Here is a 22,794-nt window from a genome sequence, read left to right on the forward strand (position 1 = left end):
GGTCGACGACGGAGGTTCGCATGGCAGCAGGGCAGGACGTGAGGCTCGGTGACGGTCGCGTGCTGCACGTCTACGACTCCGGCGCGGATGCGACGGCGGCGCTCACCCTCGTCTGGCACCACGGATCGCCGCAGACGGGCGCGCCGCTCCCGCCGGTCGCCGAGGCCGCCGCGGCCAGGGGCATCCGCCTCGTCTCGTACGCCCGACCGGGCTACGGCGGCTCGACGCCGCGCCACGGTCGCGACGTCGTCTCGGCGGCCGACGACGTCGTCGCGGTCGCCGACGCACTGGGCGTCGGGCGCTTCGCCGCGATGGGGGCGTCGGGCGGCGGCCCCCATGCGCTCGCCGGCGCGGCGCGGCATCCCGATCGCGTGATCGGTGCGGTGACGCTCGCGGGGATCGCGCCGTACACCGAGGCGTTCGACTGGTTCGACGGCATGCGCTCGCCGGAGGCGCTGCGGGCCGCCCGGCTGGGACGCGCGGCACGAGCCCGCTTCGCCGAGACCGAGGAGTTCGACCCCGAGCAGTTCCTTCCCGTCGACCTCGCGGCGCTCGAAGGACGGTGGGCGTCGCTCGGGGCCGATGCCGGCCATGCCGCAGATCTCGGCCCTGAGGGGCTCATCGACGACGACGTCGCCTTCGCGAGCCCATGGGGCTTCGAACTCGCCGAGGTCGCCGCGCCCGTGCTGATCGTGCAGGGCGAGGGCGACCGGGTGGTGCCGCGGCGGCACGCGGCCTGGTTGTTGGCGCACCTGCCGAACGCCTCCCTCTGGATGCGCCTCGACGACGGCCACGTCTCGGTGCTCGACACCGTGCCCGACGCCATGGACTGGCTGCTGGCACGACTCGGCTGACGGCTCGCGGAGGTCGGTCAGCCGAGGAGGTCGAGGGAGTCGAGGGCGGTTCGGAGGTCGCGCCAGAGGTCGTCGACCTGCTCGATCCCGACCGACAGCCGCACGAGACCCTCGGGGATCGTGGGCTGCTCGGACGGCCACCGCCGCCGCCGCTCGAAGGTCGACTCGACGCCGCCGAGGCTCGTCGCGTGCACCCACAACCCGGTCCCCCGGGTGAGCGCGTCTGCCGGTGCGGCGCCGCCGCGTACGACGATCGAGACGATCGCGCCGAAGCCCGGATAGCGCACCTCCTCGAGCGCGGGGTGGCCGTCGAGTCGTCGCACGAGCTCCTGCGCGTTCGCCTGCGCCCGGTCGAGCCGGACCGCGAGCGTGCGCATGCCCCGTAGCGCGAGGAACGCCTCGAGGGGCGCCGGAATAGCGCCGGCCAGGGTGCGCCGCTGCACGAGCGCGGCGGCGTGCTGCTCGCTCGCGGCGATCGCGGCACCCATCAGCACGTCGCTGTGGCCGGAGAGGTACTTGGTCGCCGAGTGCACCACGAGGTCGGCGCCGAGCGCGAGCGGTCGCTGGAGCAGCGGCGTGGCGAAGGTGTTGTCGACCGCGACGAGCGCTCCGTGCTCGTGCGCGGCGGCGGAGATCGCCGCGATGTCGGCGAGCTCGAGCGCCGGGTTCGTCGGCGTCTCGAACCACACCATCGCGGCCCCGACGCTGGCCGCGACGACCGCGGACGTGTCGGAGATGTCGACGAACTCGACCCGGAGACGCCCCTGCTGCGCTCGCTCCTCGAGCAGCGCGACCGTGCCGGTGTACGAGTGCCGCGGCGCGACCACGAGCCCGCCGGGTGCGACGAGATCGAGCACCGCCGAGATCGCGGCCATGCCCGAGGCGAACGAGACGCACGAGCCGCCCTCGAGCGCGCCGAGCACCTCCTCGAAGGCGGTCCAGCTCGGATTGCCGTATCGCCCGTACCCGAGTTCGCCGCCGGCCACATAGGTCGAGGTGAGATGGACGGGCACGTTCATCGGCGCGTCGGGCGAGTGGGGCGGGCGGCCGGCCACCACGGCGACGGTCTCGGGGCGGAGGGCGGGGGCGTCGGCGGGGGTGTCGGGCATGCCGACAGGCTAGTGGAGCGCCTCGCGCGCCGCGGCCGCCTCGTCGCGCGCCGACTCCGCCGCCCTGGCCGCCCGGTCGCGCTCGCGCCCCAGGCGCCGCTGCTCGCGGCCGTGCTCGCCGAGGCGATCCTCGACCTCGCGCAGCTCGGCGTCGAGTTCGTCGCGCCGTGCGCTGTCTGCGGCGATCCGTTCGGTGAGGCCCGTGAGTTCGTCCTCGAGTTCGTCGAGGGCGGCGGATGCCTCGGCCGCGCGCTGCTCGGCCTCGGCCGCCGCCTGCTCGCGCTCCGCACGCTCGCGCCGTGCCTGCTCCTCGCGTTCGGCCGCTCCGTCGTCGCCGCTCCGCCGGCGGGCCCTCGCGCTCGGACGTGCGGACCGCGTCGTCGGTGTCGGGCCGCCCGGGCCGCCCGCGACCGCACCGTCGAGGTCGACCTCGAGCCCGACCGCCTCGAGGCTCCGCACGAGCCGTCCGCTGACGATCGCGTCGGCGGCGGAGGCATCCACCATGCCGGCGTTGAGCGTCTGCGCGACCTCGTCGAGCACCGGCTGCCGCACCGGGGAGCCGAGCTCTTCGGCCAGTTCGCCCGCCCCGCGGGCAAGGGCGGCGACGAGCCCGCGGCGCTGCTTGGCGAGCCGTGCCATCGTCGGCGCGTCGAGCTCGTTCTGGGCGGCGCGCAGTTCCGCCCCGAGCGCGAGCAGTCCGTCGAGCTCGTCGCGGCGATGGCGCACGAGCTGGTTCACGATCCACGCCGCCGGTGCGGGGCGACGCAGCGCGAGCACGTCGTCGGCCATCTCGCGATCGTCGCCCCGCAGTGCTCGGCTGCGGTCGTTCCGGGCCGCGGTGAACTCGTCGGGCCGGAGCGCGTACAGCGCCGCCGCCTCGTCGATGAGCGCATCGCCCCCCATAGGGCCATCCTGCAAGATCCCGGGCGATTCCGACAGCCGCCGCGACGTGGTCTCATGGATGCATGCGGGTCGTCGTGCTGACCGGGGCCGGCATCTCGGCCGAGAGCGGGGTGCCGACGTTCCGAGACGCCGACGGGCTGTGGGAGGGGCATCGCGTCGAGGACGTCGCGACGCCCGAGGCGTTCCGGCGAGCCCCCGACACCGTGCAGCGCTTCTACGACGCACGTCGTCGTGCCGTCGCGCTCGTCGCACCGAATCCCGCGCATGCCGCGCTCGCTCGGCTCGAGCGCGAACTCGGCGACGAGCTGCTCGTCGTCACCCAGAACATCGACGCTCTGCACGAGTCGGCCGGCTCGACGCGCGTGCTGCACATGCACGGCGAACTCGGCACGGCCCTCTGCTCGTCGTGCGGCGCGAGGTCGCCCGCCGAGGGCGACCTCATCGGACGCCCGCCCTGCCCGGCCTGCGGCGATCGGATGCTCCGCCCCGACGTCGTCTGGTTCGGCGAGATGCCGTACGGACTCGACCGCATCGACGCCGCGCTCGCCGCCTGCGAGGTGTTCGTCGCGATCGGCACCTCGGGCGCCGTGTATCCGGCGGCGGGCTTCGTCTCGACCGCGAAGGCGAGGGGTGCGCGCACCGTGGAGCTGAATCTCGCCCCGAGTGAGATCACCGGCCTCTTCGACGAGGTTCGGCAGGGCCCGGCGAGCACGGTGGTGCCCGCGTGGTGCGCAGAGGTACGGCGGTCGGCCGGGTAGCCGGCGTCCACGTCGTCTCGATATGCTCCTGCGTCGCTACTCGACCGACGGGGGTCGCTCCTCGACCGACGGGGCGGCGAGCCGCGCCTCGAGCGCGTCGAGCACCTGCCGCTGACCCTTCGTGACGAGCGTGCGCGCCTCGTCGATCGCCACCCAGCGCGCGTCGTCGACCTCGGGGAAGGACTGGAGGCGACCAGATCGTGGAGGCCACTCGAGCTCGAAGGAGTTGCTCTCGACTCGGCCGATCTCGAACCCTGGCGCCTCGGCCGCGTAGACCCGGGTGAGCTTGCCGGTCGAGGAACGGAACTCGCCGAGGTCGGCGTAGTCGAGCTCGGGCGCGGCGACGCCGATCTCCTCGCCGAACTCGCGACGCGCCGCGAGCAGCGGATGCTCGGTGGCGGCGAGGTACTCGCCCTTCGGCACCGTCCAAGCGCCTTCGTGCCGGCGCTCCCAGTACGGGCCGCCCATGTGCGCGATGAACACCTCGAGCACGGGGGTCGTCGGCGCGGCGTCCACCGGCGTCGTCCGGTAGAGCAGGATGCCCGCGCTGGTCACCGCCACGGCGCCGGACCGTGCTCCGGCGACGGGGCCGGGTAGCGTGGGGCAGGAGACGCGAAGGAGTTCCGCATGGCACGCATCGTACTCATCGGCGGGCACGGGAGGGTCGCATTGCGGCTCGAACGTCTGCTCGCGGCGCGCGGCGACGAGGTCGACGCGGTGATCCGCGATCCCGCGCACTCCGACGAGGTCGCCGAGACCGGCGCGCACCCGGTCGTCGCCGACATCGAGACGCTCGACGTCGACGGCTTCGTCGAGCTCGTGCGCGGGCACGACGCCGTCGTGTGGTCGGCGGGCGCGGGCGGCGGCGACCCGCGGCGCACCTACGCCGTCGACCGCGACGCCGCGTTGCGCTCGATGGCCGCCGCGGAGTTGGCGGGGGTGCGACGCTACGTGATGGTCTCCTACTTCCGATCGCCCGATCACACCGTGCCCGAGGCCGACGCGTTCCGCGCCTACGCCGAGGCGAAAGCCGCGGCCGATGAGCACCTCATGACGATGCCGCTCGACTGGACGATCCTCGGCCCGAGCCGCCTCACCGACGGCGAGGGCACGGGGCGCATCGACACCGAGGCATCCGAGAGCCTGACCGTCGACCGCGCGGATGCCGCGGCCGTCGCGGCCGCCGTGCTCGAGGAGCCCGTGACCATCGGCCGCACGATCCGATTCAACGCGGGCGCGACGCCGATCGCCGACGCGATCCGCTGAACCTGCGGGGGAGCTCCCGCCGGATCACTGCCCGCGGGGTCGTCGTATCAGCGCCCAGAGCGAGGCGAGCAGCAGCACCCCGCCCACTGCGCCGATCAGCCCCAGGATCGACCACAACATCGTCTCCGTCGACATCGCCCACCTCCGTGTCCGTGGCTTCATCATGCCCGTGCGGCGACGCGAACTCCAGCATCCGGCCGAGGTCGGTCGCCGCCGGGCCGGGCATGGCAGGATCTGAGGATGTCTGATCCGCGCCCCACCCTGTCGAGCCGGGTGGGCGCCGCGCCGGCGCCCGTCGTGCCCGAGCACCCCGAGGTCGCCCGCTGGCGTCCGGCCGTTCCCGGCGACCTCGACGAACTCCTCGCCTTCCACACCGATGTGGCTCGTGCCGACCACCCCAACTGGGTCGAGTCGCGCGACGAGATCCTCCAGGCCTTCGAGCTTTCGCACGTCGACCCCCGGCGCGACACCCTGCTCGGCTTCGCCGCCGACGGGCGGATCCTCGCGAGCGGATCGGTCGTCGTGCCGCCCGGGCAGGAGACCCTGGTACGCGCGATCGTGCTCGGGGCGGTGCGGCCCGAGGCGCGCGGCCGCGGTATCGGACGACTCCTGCTGGGCTGGGAACTCGCGCGCGCCCGCGAGCAGCTCGCGGCGAGCGAGAAGACGCTGCCGGGCTGGATCATGGCGTACGCCGAGGAGCGGGCACCCGACGCGCAGGCCCTGCTCGCCCGAGCCGGTCTCGAGCTGCGCCGCCACTTCTTCACCCTCGAGCGCGACCTCGCCCTGCCCGACGAAGTGGGCGCGGCCGCCGGGAGGTCCGACGTGCCGGGCGGCGACGTCGGCGCGTTCACGATCCTCCCGTGGTCGGCGGAATGGACCGAGTCGACCAGGCTCGCGCGCAACGCCGCGTTCGTCGACCACTGGGGCAGCCAGTCCGTGGGCACGGAGTCGTGGGCGCGAATCGTCGGCAGCGAGCAGTTCGCACCCTCGCTCTCCTTCGTTGCTGTCGCGCCGCGCGACGGCCGCGACGAGGTGGTGGGCTTCGTGCTCGCGCTCCGCAACGAGCAGGACTGGGCGGGTCAGGGGTTCAGCTCCTCGTACGTGCAGCTCGTCGGCGTGGTGCGGCCCTGGCGCGGTCGGGGCGTCGCCCGGCGCCTGCTCGGCCGGCATCTCGAGGCGTGCCGTGCGCAGGGGCTCGAGAAGGCGACGCTCGACGTCGATGCCGAGAGTCCGACCGGGGCGCTGGGCCTGTACACGGGACTCGGTTTCGGGGTCGCCCACTCGCACCGGAGCTACGTGCGCGAGTACTGAAGAGCGGCTGCAGCATCGGCCGTGCTGTCAAGCGGTTGACGGATGCCACGCGCCCGCGCACGCTCGAAGGATCGAGACGAGGGAGGGCACGATGAGCGACGCGACGCGCGGCGGATCGGCAGCAGGAGGTTCCGAGCGGCCCGACGCGGTGCGCCTGGACCGCGAGGGCGAGCCGGTGGACGGCGGCCCGGAGCGCGGCGAGGACGCGAACGACGTCGAGGCGGACAACGCCGTCGAGGAGGACACGATCGAGACGGTCGACCCCGACAACGCACCGGCCTGATCCTGCTGCGGCTGCCCGGCATCGGTGCCGGAAAGGTAAGGCAATCCTCAGAAGAAAGTCCCACTGATCTGCGGAATTCCGTCCCGGTGATGCTGCGGGATCGCCCCGCGCGGGGTTAGCATCCAGATACCGAGCGGCCGTCTCGACGGAGCCGCAACCGCCAGAGGAGGTCACCATGAGCATGACGCTCGACGAGTTGCCCGCAGTCGCCGAATGCTCGGTGGCCGGATGCTCCTACAACGACCATTCGCACTGCCACGCCGCCGCCGTGACGATCGCCGGTTCGGTCGGCGACGCCGAGTGTGCGACGTTCATCCCGCTGGGCAGCAAGGGCGGCCTCGACAAGGTGATCACCCACGTCGGTGCGTGTCAGCGCTCCGAGTGCGTGCACAACTCGAAGCTCGAGTGCACCGCGGCCTCTGTGCGGATCGGCGCCGGCACGGACGACGCCGACTGCCTCACGTACGAAGTCGCCTGAATCGACGCGAACGGGCCCTGCCGAGTGATCGGCAGGGCCCGTTTCGTCTGCGCCGTTCTGCTGTGAGCGGATCGCCCTGTCGCCCGCGAAGGCCCGCGATTAGCCTCGGGGCATGGGCAAGGTCGTCGAGTTCCCGCGAGCACCCCGCGCTGCGAAGCCGCTCTGGCGCAACGAGCTCGGTGAGGTGCTCCGCGGCGAGCGACTCGCGCAGGAGCGCATCCTGACCGAGGTCGCCGGGGCGGCGGGCGTCTCGCCCCAGTACCTCTCCGAGATCGAGCGCGGTCGCAAGGAGCCCTCGAGCGAGGTGCTCGGCGCCGTGACCGAGGCGCTCGGGCTCGAGCTCGTCGAGGTCGTGCACCGGGTCGCCGAGTCGCTCGGGGCCCGACGCGAGCTCGAACGGCGCGAAGCCGAGCGGCGGGAACGCCTCGAGCGCGAGCGGTCGTTCGCGTTCCGCGCCGACGTGCCGGCGAGGCATCCCGCGCTCGGGGTCGACGGCGTACTCGTGCTCGACCTCGACGCGGCGACGGCCGCGGGCGGCGCGACCGTCGCCGCGCCCCCCGGAGACGTCTATCTGCTCGCCGCGTAGGAGGTGCCCGCGCCGACCGCGACCTGTGCGGTGAGCACGTGGTCGGCGAGCCCGTACTCGACGGCGGCCGCGGCCGACAGGATGCGGTCGCGATCGGTGTCGCGTCGCAGCGTCGCCGCGTCGTGCCCGGTGTCGGCGGCGAGCGCCGTCTCGAGCTCGGCCCGCACGCGCACGACCTCGTCGGCGTGGATGATGAGGTCGGGGATCGAGCCCCGGCCCTGCGTCGAGGGTTGGTGCAGCACGACCCGCCCGTGCGGCAGGATCGCCCGCTGCCCCTTCGCCCCGCCCGCGAGGAGCACCGCGGCCGGCCCGGCGGCCTGGCCGACGCACGTCGTGGCGACATCCGGCCTGATGTGCTGCATCGTGTCGTAGACCGCGAGCGCCGCCCCGGGCGAGCCGCCGGGCGAGTTCAGGTAGAGGCTGATCGGCGTCTCGCTCGACTCGGAGGCGAGGTGGAGGAACTGCGCGATGAGCACGTTCGCGACGCCGTCGTCGATCTCGGTGCCGAGGTAGACGATGCGCTCCGAGAGCAGCCGGCTGTAGACGTCGAGCGAACGCTCGCTGTTGCCCCGCTTCTCGACGACGTAGGGGATGGTGTAGCTGGTCATGCGGTCGCTCGCAATCCGGTCTGGGGGCGCTCGGCCCGGGGGAACATCTCGTCGAAGCCGCCGGCGATGCGGTCGATGAAGCCGTAGTCGACGGCCTGCGCGGCGGTGTACCAGCGGTCGCGCAGGGAGTCCTCGGCGATGCGCTCGAGCGGCTGGCCCGTGTTCGCGGCGGTGATGTCGAGCACGGTGTCGCGCATGTGGCGCAGGTCGTCGGCCTGCAGCTCGACGTCGACGGCGGTGCCGCCGATGCCCGCCGAGCCCTGGTGCATGAGGATGCGCGCGTGCGGGAGGGCGAAGCGCTTGCCGGGCGTGCCGGCGCTCAGCAGGAACTGGCCGGCGCTCGCCGCGATTCCGTACGCGATCGTCGACACGTCGTTCGGGATCGAGCGCATCAGGTCGGCGATGGCGAGCATCGCCGAGACCGAGCCGCCTGGCGAGTTGATCCAGAAGCGGATGTCACGGCGCGGGTCGTCGGCCGCGAGGGTGACCAGCTGCGCGCAGAGGCGGTTGCCGCCCTGCTGGTCGAGCTCGTCGCCGAGCACGATGATGCGTTCGTGGAAGAGCCGGGCGGTGAGCTCGGCGTCGATCGGCTGGATGGCCGGGGTCTGTTCGCTCATGACCTCAGCCTGCGCGGCGGGGGCGAGGCGCGGGCCCGATGCTGCCGAGGGCAGTGCTGCTGTGGGCGGAACCGCCGCCGGTCGAGACGGCGCCGGCGCCCCTCCGCGACCGGCTCAGCTCGCGAGCGTGCGGACGACCGGCCCCTCGCTGAACTGGCACGAGGTGGCCGAGAGCCGCTCGTCGGGGTCGAGCTTCGCGAGCACGGCGCCCGCGATGACGTAGAGCTGCTCGAGCTGCTCGGCGGTCAGCGCGTCGAACACGTTGGCGCGCACCGTGCCGACGTGCCCGGGGGCGGCATCGGCCATGAGCTCGAGCCCGGCCTCGGTGATCGTCGCGTTCGTCGCCCGTCGATCTTCGGGGCACGGGAACCGTCGGATCAGCCCGCGCTCCTCGAGTCGGCGGGCGACGTGCGAGAGGCGCGGCAGCGTCGCGTTGGTGCGCGAGGCGAGCTCGGTCATGCGCATCGTGCGATCGGGGGCGTCCGCGAGGGCCATGAGCGCGACGTACTCGAAATGCGTGAGGCCCGCATCGCGGAGGAGCTGCGCGTCGAGCGCGCCGGGCAGCAGTTCGGCGACGGCGATGAGGCGCACCCAGGCCGCCGACTCCTCGGGGGAGAGCCAATGCGTTTCGTCTGCCATGCCTCGATTCTAGCGCATTGGTTGACGCGACAACTGAATTGGCCTACAGTAATGGTTGTCGAAACAAGTAATCGCGTCGAACGGCGCGGAGAGGAATCGCAGATGACGACCGTCAGCATCATCGGAAACGGCAACATGGGCAGCGCGATCGGCGGCATCGTCGCCGCAGGCGGCAACAGCGTCGAGGTCATCGGCCGCGACCTCTCGCAGCCGATCACGGGCGACATCGTCGTGCTCGCCGTGCCGCACTTCGCACTCGCCGAGATCGCCGAGGCCCGCCGCGCCGAGCTCGCCGGCAAGATCGTCGTCGACATCACCAACCCGCTCGACTTCGAGACCTTCGACTCGCTCGTCCCCGCTTCCGACAGCTCGAAGGCGGCCGAGCTCGCCGAGCTCCTGCCCGAGTCGCGCGTGCTCAAGGCCTTCAACACGAACTTCGCGGCGACCCTCGCCTCGAAGTCGGTCGGCGAAGCAGAGACCACGGTGCTCGTGGCCGGCGACGACACCGTCGCCAAGCAGGCCCTCATCGACGTCGTGCGCGCCGGCGGCGTGAAGGCGATCGACGCGGGTGCGCTCAAGCGGGCCCGCGAGCTCGAGTCGATCGGGTTCCTCCAGCTCACCCTCGCCGTGCAGGAGAAGATCGGCTGGACGGGCGGCTTCGCCGTCGCAGCCTGACCCGTCGGCACCAGGCATCGAATCGCCCGATCTCGTACGAGGTCGGGCGATTCGATGTCTCAGGGAGGCCCGGGCGGGCGGGCCGCCGTCAGGCGGTGCCGCGCAGGTAGCGCAGCTGGGCACGAACGGATGCCTCCGCCGCGCCCCGCACCGAGGCATCCGTGTCGGCGTAGACGAGGTCGGTGACCTCGTCGACCGAGGCATCGGCGCCGAGCCGTCCGAGCGCCGCCCGCATCTGCTCGAGCCGCTCGGCTCGGTGCGCGAGATAGGCGTCGCAGATCGCCGCGAGGTCGGGCAGGGCCTGGCCGTGCCCGGGCAGCACCACGACCGGCCCGCCCGAACCGAGCGCCCTGAGCCGCTCGAGCGAGTCGAGATACGGGCCGAGGGCGCCGTCGGGATCGGCGATGATCGTGGTGCCGCGGCCGAGGATCGTGTCGCCGGTCAGCACCGCGAGCGGCGTACGGGCGGCGTCGCCCGGCCCGTCGAGCCCGCCCGAAGCTCCCGTCTCGCCGAGCAGCGCGAAGCAGACCGAGTCGGCCGTGTGCCCGGGGGTCGCGATCACCTCGAGCTCGACGCCCGCCGCGGCGATCCGCTCACCGTCGACGAGCGGCGCCGCACCGCGGCAGAACGCGGGGTCGATCGCCCGCACCGGGGCCCCGGTCAGCCGTGCGAAGGCATCGATCGCCTCCGTGTGGTCGGCATGGTGGTGCGTGATGAGCACGAGCTCGACCTCGCCGACGCCTGCGAGCAGTTCGAGGTGACCGGCATCGGCGGGCCCCGGGTCGACCACGATGGTCGACCGGGCGCCGGGCGCCTGCAGCACGTACGAGTTGGTGCCGTCGAGGGTCATCGGGCCCGCGTTCGGCGCGAGCACCGTGCGGGCCAGTCGCGACGGCCCGGCCGGGTCGACCCGCTCGTGCGCTGCGGCGTCATCCATCCCGGCAGTGTATCGGCCCGCCCCGTGCGAGGCGGGGCGTGGCGGCCTAGTCTGAGGGCATGGACAGCGCGCCCGAGTCCCCGAGCTCATCCGCCGCCACCCGATCCGCCGCCACCGTCGTGCTGTTGCGCGACGGCGAGCTCGGCCTCGAGGTGCTGCTCGCCGAGCGGCCCAGCGATCGCGGCTCCTTCGCCGGCGCCTGGGTGTTCCCGGGCGGAGCCGTCGACGAGGCCGACGCGCTCGGCGGGCCGACCGACGGTCTCGCGGCGGCCCGACGAGCCGCCGCGCGCGAGGTCGAGGAGGAGGTCGGCCTCGTCGTCGACGAGAAGGAGCTCGTGCCCTTCTCCCTCTGGACCCCGCCGAAGGGCGCGCCCAAGCAGCTGACGACGGCGTTCTTCGCGGTGCGCGTGCCCGACGGCGAACTGCGACTCGCCGCCGACGAGGTCGTCGCCGCCGAGTGGATCCGCCCGGTCGACGCCCTCGACCGTCACGCCGCAGGCGCCATGACGCTGTGGCCGCCGACCTGGGTCACCCTGCACGGGCTGCTCGGCGCCCGGTCGGTCGATGCCGCGCTCGCCGCATTCGCCGAGGGCGGGGTCCGCCCCTACCGGGCACGCCGCGACGACGCCCGCCGCATGGTGCTCTGGCAGGAGGACGGCGAGTACGACGCCGCCCCGGGCGGCGACGGGCGCATCCCCGCCGTGTCCGACGACGCCCCCGACGCGCAGGGCGCCCGCCACCGACTCATGATGGACCGCCTGCCCTGGGTCTATCACCACACCTTCTGAGCATGGTCGACGTCACCGTCGTCGGATCGGGGCCCAACGGGCTCACCGCCGCCGTCGTGGCTGCCCGCGCCGGGCTCACGGTTCGCGTCGTCGAGGCGGCGCCGACGATCGGCGGGGGCCTCCGCACCGCCGAACTGACGCTGCCCGGCTTCCGGCACGACGTCTGCTCCGCGGTGCATCCGGCGGCGCTCGCCTCACCGGTGTTCCGCGAGCTCGGCCTCCTCGACGGCCCGCACGCGCCGGAGTGGATCGTGCCCGAGGCGTCCTACGCGCACCCGCTGCCCGGCGGACGCGCGGGCATCGCCTGGCGCGACCTCGACCGCACCGTCGACGGGCTGGGGGCAGACGGCCGGGCCTGGCGACGGCTCGTCGGCCCGCTGCTCGCCCGCCAGGACGGCGTCGTCGACTTCACGGGTTCGCAACTGCTCCGGGTGCCCCGCGACCCGCTCGCGGCGTTCCGATTCGGCCTGCGCGCGCTCGAGCAGGGCACCCGCGCATGGGATCGGCGCTTCACGGGCGACGTCGCGCCCGCCCTCTTCACCGGCGTCGTCGCGCACGCGGCGGGCGGCCTGCCCTCGCTCGCCTCGGCGGGGGCCGGCCTGCTGATCGCGATGCACGGCCACGGCGTCGGCTGGGGGCTGCCGAGGGGCGGCTCCCAGACCATCGCCGATGCGCTCGTGGCCGAGCTCGCGGAGCACGGCGCCGAGATCGTCACGGATGCCCCGGTGCAGGCGCTCGACGAGGTGCGCGGCTCGCGCGCCGTGCTGCTCGACACCTCGCCCGAGCTGCTCTTCACCGCTGAGCTGCCGCATCGCTACGAGCGGGCACTGCGCAGGTACCGCTACGGATCGGGCATCGCGAAGGTGGATTTCGCGCTCGACGGGCCGGTGCCGTGGGCGAACCCCGCCGTCGGACTCGCCCCGACCGTGCACCTCGGCGGCAGCCGGCGCGAGATCGCCGCGGCCGAGAACGCGGTCGCACGCGGGCTGCAGCCGGGCGTCAACACGCGGGTCGCCGGCGACGGCGGGGCGCCGAGGCATCCGTACGTGCTCGTCTGCCAGCCGAGCGTCGTCGACCCGAGCCGCGCGCCTGCCGGCAAGCAGGTGCTCTGGGCCTACACGCATGTGCCGGCGGGGTCGACGCTCGACGCGACCGAGCTCGTGACGGCCGAGGTCGAGCGCTTCGCGCCCGGATTCCGCGACGTCGTGCTCGCGAGCGCGGCGAGCTCGGCCCGCGAGATCGGCGCCTACAACCGCAACTACGTCGGCGGCGACATCTACTCGGGCGCGCTCGACCTCGCGCAGCTCGTGAAGCGCCCGGTGGTCTCGACGGCGCCGTGGCGCACCCCCGTCGACGGCGTCTACCTGTGCTCGAGCGCGACTCCGCCCGGGCCGGCCGTGCACGGCATGAACGGGTGGTACGCGGCGAAGCTCGCCCTGAAGGAGCGCTTCGGGCTCACCATCTGAGGCGCCTCGGCGGCGGCCTCTGCGGTCCTCGCGCTCCCTGCCCGACCGATTGCGACGGGCGTAGCGTGGAGGCGTGGACTGGACCGTCTGGTTCGACGCGCACGACTACGAGGTCGCCCGCCAGGTGCTGCAGCGCGGCGTCGGCGTGCTCGCCGTCGTCGCGTTCTGGTCGACGCTGAACCAGTTCCGCCCGCTGCTCGGCGAGCACGGACTGCTGCCGGTGCCCGCGCTGCTGCAGCGCGCATCGCGCCTCCGCGGCCCGAGCCTGTTCCGCTGGGGGTACAGCGATCGGCGGCTCGTCGCGGTCGCCGTCGCAGGGATCGTGCTCGGGGCCTCCGTCGTGTTCGGGCTGCCGCAGCTCGGGCCGCCGTGGCTGCCGATGCTCGCCTTCATCGCCCTGTGGCTGCTGTACCTCTCGATCGTGAACGTCGGGCAGACCTTCTACGGCTTCGGCTGGGAGATGCTGCTCTGCGAGGCGCTGTTCACGGTGGCGTTCCTCGGCTCGAACGCGCAGCCCCCGCCGATCACGATCGTCGTCGCGATCTGGTGGCTCGTGTTCCGGCTCGAGTTCGGCGCCGGCATGATCAAGATCCGCGGCGGGCGCGAGTGGCGCGACCTCACCGCGCTCATGTACCACCACGAGACCCAGCCGATGCCGGGCCCGCTCAGCCGGCAGGCGCACCTGCTGCCGCCGTGGTTCCACCGCGGCGAGGTGCTCGGCAACCACGTCGCGCAGCTCGTCGTGCCGTTCCTGCTGTTCGTTCCCGGGCCGGTCGGCTCGGTCGCGGCGGCGATCGTCATCCTCACGCAGCTCTGGCTCATCGTGACCGGCAACTTCGCGTGGCTCAACTGGATCACGGTCGTGCTCGCGGCATCCGCGATCACCGACCCGGTCTGGCACCTGCTGATCCCGGCGATCCCCGAAGACCTCGGCACCGACGCCTCGGGCTCACCGAGCTGGTGGGTCCTCGTCGTGCTCGCGGTGAGCGCGCTCGTCCTCGTGCTCAGCTGGTGGCCGCTGCGCAACCTCTTCGCGCACCGCCAGCTCATGAACGCCGCGTTCAACCGGTGGATGCTCGTCAACGCCTACGGCGCGTTCGGCACCGTGACGAAGCGCCGCATCGAGATCGTCGTCGAGGGCACCCTCGACGAGGTGCCCGACGAGGACGCCGCATGGCGAGAGTACGGCTTCAAGGGCAAGCCCGGCGACGTGCGAGCGCTGCCGCGGCAGTGGGCCCCGTACCACCTGCGGCTCGACTGGCTGATGTGGTTCCTGCCGCTCGGGCGCCTGTGGGAACCCTGGTTCGAGGTGTTCCTCGAACGCCTGCTCGCCGCCGACGGGCCGACGCTCGCGCTGCTCGCCGACGACCCGTTCGACGGCGAGCCGCCTCGCTGGCTGCGCGTGCGGGCCTATCACTACCGCTTCGCGACCCGCCGGGAGTTCCGGGCGACGGGCGATCGTTGGGTACGGACCCTCGAGGGCGAGGTCATGCCGCCCGCGACCTCGGGCCTCGGGTAGCGCTCGGGCGGCATTGGATGCCGCGGCTCAGCTCGCGGCGACGGCCTCGGCCGGGCGGTGCTCGATGTCGTCGACCCGGGCCCGCGGCATCACGAGGGCCGCGGCGATCGTGAGGATCGCCGCCACGGCGACCGCGAAGAACACCGTGGCCGAGGCCGCCTGGATCGCGACGGGGGACTGCGGGCCGAGTCCCGATCGGGTGATCACCCCGTTCGCGACCGCGCCGAAGATCGCGACGCCGACGGCGCTGCCGACCGATCGCAGGAACATGTTCGCCCCCGTCACCACCCCGCGCTCCTCCCACGGCACCGACGACTGGGCCGCGATCAGGGTGGGCGAGGCGACGAGGCCGAGGCCGAGGCCGACGATGAAGCAGGCGATCGCCGTCGTCCACACGTTCGGCACGAACGAGGCCGCGAAGAGCGCGGCGCTGCCGAGCACGGCGATCGCGAGCCCGATGAGGGCGGTGGCGCGGAACCCGATGCGCAGGAACAGGCGCCCCGCGTTCGACGCTGCGATCGGCCAGCCCAGGGTGAGCGCGGCGACCGCGAGGCCCGAGACCAGCGGCGAGGCATCCGCCGTGATCTCGAGGAAGGTGGGCACGTAGGAGGTGAGCCCGATGAGCACGGCGCCGACGCCGAGCGAGATGAGCGAGGTCGTCACGATGAGCCGCCGCGAGAACACCCAGAGCGGCAGTACCGGTTCGGCCGCGCGACGCTCGATGAGCACGAACACGACGAGCAGCAGCCCGCCGACGCCGAAGGCGCCGAGGCTCTGCCACGACAGCCAGTCCCACGCCTGCCCGCCCTCGAGCACGGCGAGGATGACGAGCGTGAGCCCGAGGGTCAGCACCGTCGCACCGGCCACGTCGATGCGGTGCTTCTCGCGGCCGAGCGACTCGTGGTAGCCCCGCCAGAGCATGACGGCGGCGAGGATGCAGAGGGGGATGTTCACGAAGAAGATCCACCGCCACGACAGGAACTCGGCGAACACGCCGCCCAGCGTCGGACCGATGACCGAGGAGGCCGCCCACACGCTCGCGATGTAGCCCTGCACCTTGGCGCGCTCGCGCACCGTGTAGATGTCGCCCGTGATCGTGATCGAGACGGGCAGCACGGCGCCGGCGCCGAGGCCCTGCACGGCGCGGAAGACGATGAGCGAGGTCATGTCCCACGCCACGCCGCAGAGGATCGAGCCGAGGAGGAACAGCCCGATGCCCACGAGCATGATGGGCTTGCGCCCCACGGTGTCGGCGAGCTTCGAGTACACCGGCACCGAGACGGCCTGCGCGAGCAGGTAGATCGAGAACAGCCACGGGAACTGCGAGAACCCGCCGAGATCGTCGACGATCGAGGGCACCGCCGTCGCGAGGATCGTCGAGTCGATGGCGATGAGCCCGGTCGCGAGCATCACCGCGATGAGCACCGGCCCCCGCTCGGATCGGAATCCCACACCCGTCGTGTCCGCCATGCCCGCTCCTCGCCGGGGCGCACGGTGCCGCCCCGCAGTGGTGCAACGCCTCGGGTCTCGAATCATTCCATCCGTCCTCGCCGCGCTCGCCGGCGCCACCGGATCGAACTCGCCGCGTCAAGGGGATGCCTTCGGCGGGGGCGCGCATTACCGTCGAGGCATGCGAATCCGAACGAAGCGGGCGGTCGCCCCGCAGCCGCCGTCGACCCAGGTCACGAGCGACGGCGACGCGCGCGGTCCCGAGGTGAAGATCCGGGCGTTCCGCATCGGCTTCATCGGTGCGCTCGGCGTGCTGCTGGCGCTCATGCTCGGCGGGATCATCGCCGAGCTCGGCACCGTCATCCTCTACGTCGCCCTCGCCCTCTTCCTCGCGCTCGGCCTCGACCCGGTGGTCAGCTGGCTGCAACGCAGGGGGATGCCTCGTTGGGCGGCCATCCTGGGGGTCGTCGTGGTGGTGGTCGGCCTCTTCGTCGGCCTCATCGCGACCATCGTGCCGCTCATCGTCGAGCAGACCACGTACGTCATCGAGAACTGGCCGACGATCGTCGAGAACTTCAAGCACAGCGACCTCGTCGGCTGGCTCAACAGCGTCTCCGGCTCGGGCGATGCGCTCAACGACGCGATCGAGTCGGTCGGCAAGTGGCTCGCCGACCCCGAGAACCTGGGCTCGCTCGGCGGCGGCATCCTCGCGGTCGGCGCGGGCATCGCAGGCGGATTCACGGGTGCGACGATCGTGCTCATCCTCACCCTCTACTTCCTCGCCTCGCTCGACTCGATGAAGCGCTACGCCGCCCGTTTCGTGCCGGCCTCGTCGCGTTCGGGCTACCGGGACGTCTCGGAGGAGATCACGGGCTCGGTCGGCCGCTACGTCATGGGCCAGGTCAGCCTCGCCGCCGTCAACGGCGTGCTGAGCCTCGTCTTCCTGACGATCATCGGGGCGCCCGCCCCCATCCTGCTCGCGTTCATCGCCTTCCTGTTCTCGCTCGTCCCGCTCGTCGGCACGCTCACGGGCGCGGTGATCATCTCGCTCGTCTGCCTCGCCGCCGGCCCGCCGACGGCGCTCGCCGCCGCGATCTACTACCTCATCTACATGCAGGTCGAGGCCTACGTGCTGAGCCCCCGCATCATGAACCGCGCGGTCTCGGTGCCCGGCGCCCTCGTCGTGATCGCCGCGGTCGCCGGCGGCACCCTCGGCGGAGTGCTCGGCGCGCTCGTCGCGATCCCCGTCGCGGCCTCGCTCATCATCATCGTGCAGAAGGTCGTCTTCCCTCGGCAGGATTCGATCTAGGCCGCTCACCCGCGCCGAGCGGCGGCGACCCCGAAGAGGTGCCAGATGAGTCGCATCGTCATCGCCCCCGACTCGTTCAAGGGCACCGCGTCGGCGACCGAGGCCGCCGCCGCGATCGCCCGCGGCTGGGGCGCGGTGCGACCGACAGACGAACTCGTGCTGCGCCCGATGGCCGACGGCGGCGAGGGCACGTTGGACGCGTTCGGGGCGGCGATGCCCGGGGCGATCCGAGTGCCGGTCACCGTGGCGGGACCGCTCGCCGAGCCCGTCGCCACGCACTGGCTGCTGCTGCCGGGCGAACCGGCGACGGGCGTCGTCGAACTCGCCGCGACGAGCGGCATCACCCTGCTCGATCCGCTCGCGCCGCTCGACGCGCACACGCGCGGGTTCGGCGAGGCGATCGCCGCGGCGCTCGACCACGGGGTCGAGCGGCTCCTCCTCGCGCTCGGCGGCAGCGCCTCGACCGACGGGGGAGCGGGCGCGCTCGCCGAGCTCGGCGCGGCGCTGCTCGACGGCGCGGGACGACCGGTCGCGGCCGGAGGCCGCGCACTCGGTCGGCTCGCCGAGGTGCGCCTCGACGGCCTCCGCTGTCTGCCTGCGGCGGGTGCGGGCCTCCTCGTCGACGTGACCAATCCGCTCCTCGGACCCGCCGGGGCCGCCGCGGTGTTCGGCCCGCAGAAGGGGGCGTCGCCGGCCGACGTGGCCGTGCTCGAAGCCGGCCTCGCCCGACTCGCCGAGTTGCTGCCCGGCACCGATCCCGAGACCCCGGGAGCGGGAGCGGCGGGCGGCACCGGCTTCGGCCTGCTCGCCTGGGGCGCGAGCACCGTGCCCGGCGCGCGCACCGTCGCCGAGACGATCGGGCTGCCCGCAGCACTCCGCGGCGCCGCACTCGTGATCACTGGGGAGGGGCGCTTCGACGGGCAGTCGGCTGCGGGCAAGGTGCCCTCCGAGATCGTGCGCCTCGCCGAGTCCGCCGGCGTTCCCGCCGCGCTCGTCGCGGGGCTCGTTGTCGCCGAACCGCGGGCCGCAGGATTCGGCGCGAGCGCCTCGCTCACCGAGCTCGCCGGCAGTGGCGCCGCCGCCGTCGCCGAACCGCTGCGATGGCTCGAACGGGCCGGTGCCGAGCTCGCGGCCGGGTTCTCCGCCTCGGCGGCGTAGCGCCGCTTCGGCGGGGGAGCGCCTCTTCGGCGGGGAGCGCCGCGGTTCAGAACCAGATGCTGAGGTGGGGTGCCCGCGGCGACGCGAAGAGGCGGTCGGCGAGGGCGAGCGATCCCGGCGTCGTCTCGACGACCCGGCCGGCGCGGGCCAGCAGCGACGGCGCGACATCGCCGAGGTAGATCGCCCCGAGTTCGGCGACCCCGAGCCGCAGGCCCTGCACGGGTCGCGACCGGCGGGCGGCGCGAGCCGAGGCATCCGTCGGTGCGGATTCGGAGCGACGCACCTCGGCGTGCCCCTTGGCCGAGAACTCGATCTCGAAGCGGCCCGCCGCGTACCCCTGCGGGTCGTCGATGTCGAGCACGAGCGACCCGCTGCCCGAGTAGCGGCGCGCCTCGAGCGCGGCGACGGGGTCGAGGATGCGCAGCCAGAGGTGGTCGACGACGTCGCGCACCGTGATCGCCCGCCGATCGGCGATGAGCCACGGGAGCGGCTCGTCGACCGAGCGCAGGCGGCCGCGCACCCGCCCGATGAGGTCGTGCTCGGTGAGGAAGCGCCAGAGCGCGCGCTCGGCCTCGTCGGTGGCGGCGGCGAGGAAGTCGAACTCGAGCACGCTCCGGTCGTCGTTGTCGGCCTCGCCCGGGTCGTGCTTCACCCGGAACACCACGAATCCCTGCGGCTGGTCGTGCCGGTCGTCGTAGCGCGCCACGCGGATCGAGCGCGACCGCTCGCTGTCGGGAGCGTGCGTGCCGAGCATGCGGTCGATCAGGCCGGGCCAGCGGTCGATCTCGCCGGGGGTGCGCGCGACGGCCCGACGGGCGATGGATGCCGCGGCGGTGCGCATGACCTCGGGCGCCACGAACTGCACCCGCCCGGGCTCGAGCGGCGCGATCCACTCGACCCGGCGGCGGGCGACCTCGACGGTGGCGGCGCGCGCTGCAGGCGCGAACCCGTACCGGCCGTAGAGCGTCGCCTCCGACGCGGTGAGCATGGCGAGCGCGGCGCCGGCGGCGACCGCGTTCTGCAGCTCGCCCTCCATCAGCGCGCGGGCGACGCCGCGGCGACGGTGCGTCGGAGCGACCGTCACCGAGCTCACGGCCCAGCCGTCGACGCTCCGGCCGCCCGGCACGCTCAGGCCGGTGGGCCAGCTCGCGACGGTCGCGACCGGGATCTCGGGGGCGTCGAGCGTCGGGTCGTGCACGGCGTGCACCCGCCGATCGGCGAACACCGACACCTCCCGGGCGAGTTCGGCCTCGTCGGCGCGGTTCTCGTGGAATCCGCGGCGGTCGGCCGCGACCCACGCTTCGAGCCCGGCGCGGTCATCGGGATCGACGACACGGTACTCGAGACCGCGCGCCGCGAGGGCGGCCTCGGCCTTCTGATCGAGCGGGATGTCTCGGAGATCGAACGGCATCGATCCAGACTAGCGACGCCGCCCGCGTTCGCGCCGGGAGTCGGGGAATCGACGCTCGCACCTCGGTCGACCGTGCGGTAACCTAGTGCCTTCGAATCGATTCGAGTGCGATGTCACGGCTCGGATCCGCACGACGGCACCCACGCGGTGCCGTCGTCGTCGTTCCCGGCGTCCGATGGCGCGCGCCGAGGCCGCCGGTCGCGCCCGGCACCAGACCTCATCCGCCTTCGAGCACGCCAGGATCGCATGTCCGCCACGAGTCCCATCCCCATCATCCGCCCCGACGACACCCGCTCGACCCCCGTCGTGTCGGTGCATCCCGGCGATGCCCTGACGGCGCGCCAGCGCCTCGTCTACGTGCTCGTGCTCGGGGCGCTCACCGCACTCGGGCCGTTCACGGTCGACCTCTACCTGCCCGCCTTCCCGGTGCTGCAGGACGAACTGGGCGTCTCGGCCGCCGCGGTGCAGATCACCCTGACCGGCACCATGATCGGATTCGGTTTCGGGCAGCTCATCGTCGGCCCGTGGAGCGACAAGGTCGGCCGCCGCCTGCCGCTCATCCTCGCGACCACGCTGCACATCGCCGCCTCGATCGGCGCGGCGTTCGCACCCGACATCGTCTGGCTCGCCGCGTTCCGCCTGCTGCAGGGCTTCGGTGCCGCCGCGGGCGGCGTCGTCGCCATGGCGATGGTGCGCGACCTGTTCGGCGGCAAGCCCCTCGTGAAGATGCTCTCCCGCCTCGCGCTCGTGAACGGCCTCGCCCCTGTGCTCGCGCCGGTCATCGGCTCGCAGCTGCTGCAGGTCATGGACTGGCGCGGCATCTTCTGGGTGCTCGCGGCGTACGGCGTGGTCGTCGTGCTCTGCGTCGCCTTCCTCATCGTCGAGACGCTGCCGCCGTCGCGCCGGCACGTGACCGGCCACTCGACGATGCGCGACCGCTACCGGGCGCTCTTCCGCGACCGGGTCTACCTCGGCGCCGCCCTCGTCGGCGGCATGGTGTTCACCGGACTGTTCGGGTACCTGTCGACGTCGTCGTTCCTCTTCCAGGAGGTGTACGAGTTCACCGCCCAGGAGTACGGGCTGCTGTTCGGCGTGAACTCGGTCGGCATCATCATCGGCGTGCAGACGAGCTCGCGCCTCATGCGCGGGCGGGTGGCGCCGCAGTGGATCCTCGCGGTGACCACCGTCGTGCTGCTGGGCTCCGCCATCGCGATCGCGGTGCTCGACGTGACCGGAGCGGGCCTCTGGGGCACGATCGTGCCGCTGTTCCTGTTCATCACGGCGTGCGGGTTCTCGTTCCCCGCGGTGCAGATCCTCGCGCTCGCCTCGCACGGCAGCGAGGCCGGTACGGCCGCGTCGCTCCTCGGGGCGCTGAACTTCGGGCTCGCGGGGCTCATCTCGCCGCTCATCGGCCTCATGGGAGTCGGCAGCGCGCTGCCGATGGCGATCGTGATGTCGGCTGCGGCGGCGATCGCGATCATCGGCCTCTGGGTGCTCGTGCGCCCGAAGACCGTGCCGCCGCTCACGGACTGAACGCGGGCGCCCCGGCGAGCCGGGTGGAGGCCGACGCGTCGTTCGTTAGTTTTGGAGGATGCAGGCGACGCGCACCGTTCAGGCGAAGCAGGCGGATGCCTCGGTGCGGACCGTGCGGCGACGCGCGCCGCTCATCGGCGGCATCGTCGCGATCGTGACGGCGGCCCTGCTCGGCTTCGTGATCATGGGGCGCTTCGGCGGGCTCCCGTTCGAGGTCGACGAGCAGTGGGCCGAAGAGGTCTTCGCGATGCGCGGGCCCGTCGGCGACGTGTTCGCGTACTTCATGAACGCGCTCGGCGGCGGGGTCATCGGTGTCTTCGTCATCCCGGTCGGCACCGCGGTCGTGCTGCTCCTCGTTCGCCGGCCGTGGGCCGCGCTCTATTTCATCGCCGCCTCTGCGGCGAGTGCGGGGGTGGTGCAGGTGCTGAAGTCGGCGTTCGGCCGCGCTCGGCCCGAAGACATGATCGTCGTCTCCGACTTCGGTTCATTCCCCTCGGGGCATGTCGCGAACGCCGCGACCATCGCCGTCGCGGTCGGCGTGATCGTGCCGCGGCTGTGGGTGTGGGTGCTCGGCGCGCTCTACACCGTGCTCATGGCGATCAGCCGCACCTACCTCGGGGCGCACTGGTTCTCCGACACCGTCGGCGGCGCCCTCGTCGGCGTCGGGGTCGCGCTGGTGCTCTGGGCGATCTTCGCCGTGCCGCTCGAACGCGAGCGCCTCCAGTGGATCGACCGCGTCTCGGCGCGCAACGCGGCCAGGGCGCAGGAGCACGTCACCCCGCCGCGTCATCGCCCATCGTCGCTCCGGTAGGCCCTCGCACCGCTCGGTGACCTTTGCCGACGGCGGGTATCTCTCGGACGCGGCGGTCGACGAATCCACTTGTGTCATGGCCGGGACGCCACAAATCCACTTGTGGACTCGTCGGGCGGCCACAAGTTCACTTGTGCACTTGTCGGGCGGCCACAAGTCCACTTGTGCACACCCGCTCCGGAGGGAAGGCCACCTGCGGAGAGAAGGCCACAAGTCCACTTGTGTCCTCGCCGGTACGCGACAAGTCCACTAGTGGACCTGTCGGGCGGCCACAAGTCCACTTGTGCACACCCGCTCCGGAGGGAAGGTCGCCCGTGGCCGACGAA

The 22,794-nt window shown here is 72.9% G+C and carries 24 protein-coding genes; 15 read left to right on the forward strand and 9 right to left on the reverse strand.

The features are described from left to right. Positions 1-20: 20 nt before the first annotated feature. The gene (locus tag GQQ93_RS00290) at positions 21-854 is read left to right on the forward strand and encodes an alpha/beta fold hydrolase (RefSeq protein WP_157422235.1); all 834 of its coding nucleotides are present in this window, start codon (positions 21-23) and stop codon (positions 852-854) included. A gap of 17 nt (positions 855-871) precedes the next feature. Here the strand turns inward: GQQ93_RS00290 and GQQ93_RS00295 are convergent, their stop codons facing one another. Further along, positions 872-1,963, reverse strand: coding sequence for a trans-sulfuration enzyme family protein (locus tag GQQ93_RS00295; protein ID WP_157422236.1), 1,092 nt, complete (start codon positions 1,961-1,963; stop codon positions 872-874). Between the two features lie 9 nt (positions 1,964-1,972). Then, positions 1,973-2,866, reverse strand: coding sequence for a transposase (locus tag GQQ93_RS00300; RefSeq protein ID WP_157422237.1), 894 nt, complete (start codon positions 2,864-2,866; stop codon positions 1,973-1,975). Between the two features lie 62 nt (positions 2,867-2,928). Between GQQ93_RS00300 and GQQ93_RS00305 the strand changes: the two genes are divergently transcribed. Next, on the forward strand, positions 2,929-3,624 hold the full coding sequence (locus GQQ93_RS00305; protein ID WP_157422238.1) for an NAD-dependent deacylase: 696 nt from the start codon (positions 2,929-2,931) through the stop codon (positions 3,622-3,624). A 36-nt stretch (positions 3,625-3,660) separates the two neighbouring features. Here GQQ93_RS00305 and GQQ93_RS00310 read toward each other — a convergent pair whose 3' ends face one another. After that, entirely contained in the window at positions 3,661-4,185 is a 525-nt protein-coding gene (locus GQQ93_RS00310) for an NUDIX hydrolase (RefSeq protein ID WP_157422239.1), read from the reverse strand. Positions 4,186-4,251: 66 nt separating this feature from the next. Between GQQ93_RS00310 and GQQ93_RS00315 the strand changes: the two genes are divergently transcribed. From GQQ93_RS00315 to GQQ93_RS18170, 5 genes are all read left to right on the forward strand, one after another. Beyond that, positions 4,252-4,890: an NAD(P)H-binding protein gene (locus GQQ93_RS00315; protein WP_157422240.1), complete on the forward strand. Its 639-nt coding sequence runs from the start codon at positions 4,252-4,254 to the stop codon at positions 4,888-4,890. Between the two features lie 240 nt (positions 4,891-5,130). Continuing rightward, a complete protein-coding gene (locus tag GQQ93_RS00320) occupies positions 5,131-6,201 on the forward strand; it encodes a GNAT family N-acetyltransferase (RefSeq protein ID WP_157422241.1) in 1,071 nt (356 codons plus the stop codon). Between the two features lie 91 nt (positions 6,202-6,292). Continuing rightward, the gene (locus GQQ93_RS00325) at positions 6,293-6,484 is read left to right on the forward strand and encodes a hypothetical protein (protein ID WP_157422242.1); all 192 of its coding nucleotides are present in this window, start codon (positions 6,293-6,295) and stop codon (positions 6,482-6,484) included. A gap of 175 nt (positions 6,485-6,659) precedes the next feature. Continuing rightward, complete coding sequence (locus GQQ93_RS00330) at positions 6,660-6,962, forward strand: DUF1540 domain-containing protein (protein ID WP_157422243.1); 303 nt, start codon at positions 6,660-6,662, stop codon at positions 6,960-6,962. Positions 6,963-7,074: 112 nt separating this feature from the next. Beyond that, complete coding sequence (locus GQQ93_RS18170) at positions 7,075-7,548, forward strand: helix-turn-helix domain-containing protein (protein WP_157422244.1); 474 nt, start codon at positions 7,075-7,077, stop codon at positions 7,546-7,548. On the opposite strand, the gene GQQ93_RS00340 is transcribed toward GQQ93_RS18170, so the two are convergent. From GQQ93_RS00340 to GQQ93_RS00350, 3 genes are all read right to left on the reverse strand, one after another. Continuing rightward, positions 7,530-8,156: a ClpP family protease gene (locus GQQ93_RS00340; protein WP_157422245.1), complete on the reverse strand. Its 627-nt coding sequence runs from the start codon at positions 8,154-8,156 to the stop codon at positions 7,530-7,532. The two genes, GQQ93_RS18170 and GQQ93_RS00340, sit on opposite strands and share 19 nt — an antisense overlap. Beyond that, positions 8,153-8,773: a ClpP family protease gene (locus GQQ93_RS00345; protein ID WP_157422246.1), complete on the reverse strand. Its 621-nt coding sequence runs from the start codon at positions 8,771-8,773 to the stop codon at positions 8,153-8,155. The genes GQQ93_RS00340 and GQQ93_RS00345 overlap by 4 nt, the downstream gene beginning before the upstream one ends. Positions 8,774-8,887: 114 nt before the next feature. Further along, positions 8,888-9,412 (reverse strand): MarR family winged helix-turn-helix transcriptional regulator, encoded by a 525-nt coding sequence (locus GQQ93_RS00350; protein WP_157422247.1) that lies wholly within the window; start codon positions 9,410-9,412, stop codon positions 8,888-8,890. A 102-nt stretch (positions 9,413-9,514) separates the two neighbouring features. Here GQQ93_RS00350 and GQQ93_RS00355 point away from each other — a divergent pair, with 102 nt between their 5' ends. Next, positions 9,515-10,087 carry an NADPH-dependent F420 reductase gene (locus tag GQQ93_RS00355; RefSeq protein ID WP_157422248.1) on the forward strand — a complete coding sequence of 191 codons (573 nt, stop codon included), beginning with the start codon at positions 9,515-9,517 and terminating at the stop codon, positions 10,085-10,087. Positions 10,088-10,175: 88 nt separating this feature from the next. Here the strand turns inward: GQQ93_RS00355 and GQQ93_RS00360 are convergent, their stop codons facing one another. After that, positions 10,176-11,024: an MBL fold metallo-hydrolase gene (locus GQQ93_RS00360; protein ID WP_157422249.1), complete on the reverse strand. Its 849-nt coding sequence runs from the start codon at positions 11,022-11,024 to the stop codon at positions 10,176-10,178. A gap of 59 nt (positions 11,025-11,083) precedes the next feature. On the opposite strand from GQQ93_RS00360, the gene GQQ93_RS00365 reads away from it, so the two are divergent. The 3 genes from GQQ93_RS00365 (at position 11,084) to GQQ93_RS00375 (ending at position 14,797) form a co-directional block, all read left to right on the forward strand. Continuing rightward, entirely contained in the window at positions 11,084-11,812 is a 729-nt protein-coding gene (locus tag GQQ93_RS00365) for an NUDIX domain-containing protein (RefSeq protein ID WP_157422250.1), read from the forward strand. A 2-nt stretch (positions 11,813-11,814) separates the two neighbouring features. Then, positions 11,815-13,278: a phytoene desaturase family protein gene (locus GQQ93_RS00370; RefSeq protein ID WP_157422251.1), complete on the forward strand. Its 1,464-nt coding sequence runs from the start codon at positions 11,815-11,817 to the stop codon at positions 13,276-13,278. Between the two features lie 73 nt (positions 13,279-13,351). Continuing rightward, positions 13,352-14,797: a lipase maturation factor family protein gene (locus GQQ93_RS00375; RefSeq protein WP_157422252.1), complete on the forward strand. Its 1,446-nt coding sequence runs from the start codon at positions 13,352-13,354 to the stop codon at positions 14,795-14,797. Between the two features lie 27 nt (positions 14,798-14,824). On the opposite strand, the gene GQQ93_RS00380 is transcribed toward GQQ93_RS00375, so the two are convergent. Further along, entirely contained in the window at positions 14,825-16,267 is a 1,443-nt protein-coding gene (locus GQQ93_RS00380; protein WP_157422253.1) for an MDR family MFS transporter, read from the reverse strand. 160 nt (positions 16,268-16,427) lie between these two features. Between GQQ93_RS00380 and GQQ93_RS00385 the strand changes: the two genes are divergently transcribed. Together GQQ93_RS00385 and GQQ93_RS00390 are read left to right on the forward strand one after the other, a co-directional pair. After that, positions 16,428-17,555, forward strand: a complete 1,128-nt coding sequence (locus GQQ93_RS00385; RefSeq protein WP_212277218.1) for an AI-2E family transporter — start codon at positions 16,428-16,430, stop codon at positions 17,553-17,555. 45 nt (positions 17,556-17,600) lie between these two features. Continuing rightward, positions 17,601-18,713, forward strand: a complete 1,113-nt coding sequence (locus tag GQQ93_RS00390) for a glycerate kinase (protein ID WP_157422254.1) — start codon at positions 17,601-17,603, stop codon at positions 18,711-18,713. Between the two features lie 46 nt (positions 18,714-18,759). On the opposite strand, the gene GQQ93_RS00395 is transcribed toward GQQ93_RS00390, so the two are convergent. Next, on the reverse strand, positions 18,760-20,124 hold the full coding sequence (locus GQQ93_RS00395) for a GNAT family N-acetyltransferase (protein WP_157422255.1): 1,365 nt from the start codon (positions 20,122-20,124) through the stop codon (positions 18,760-18,762). 246 nt (positions 20,125-20,370) lie between these two features. On the opposite strand from GQQ93_RS00395, the gene GQQ93_RS00400 reads away from it, so the two are divergent. Continuing rightward, complete coding sequence (locus GQQ93_RS00400; RefSeq protein ID WP_157422256.1) at positions 20,371-21,657, forward strand: multidrug effflux MFS transporter; 1,287 nt, start codon at positions 20,371-20,373, stop codon at positions 21,655-21,657. Between the two features lie 58 nt (positions 21,658-21,715). Next, positions 21,716-22,468: a phosphatase PAP2 family protein gene (locus tag GQQ93_RS00405; RefSeq protein ID WP_246191953.1), complete on the forward strand. Its 753-nt coding sequence runs from the start codon at positions 21,716-21,718 to the stop codon at positions 22,466-22,468. The last annotated feature ends 326 nt before the right edge of the window (positions 22,469-22,794 follow it).

Source organism: Agromyces lapidis (genome assembly GCF_009749405.1).
Taxonomy (GTDB): domain Bacteria; phylum Actinomycetota; class Actinomycetes; order Actinomycetales; family Microbacteriaceae; genus Agromyces; species Agromyces lapidis.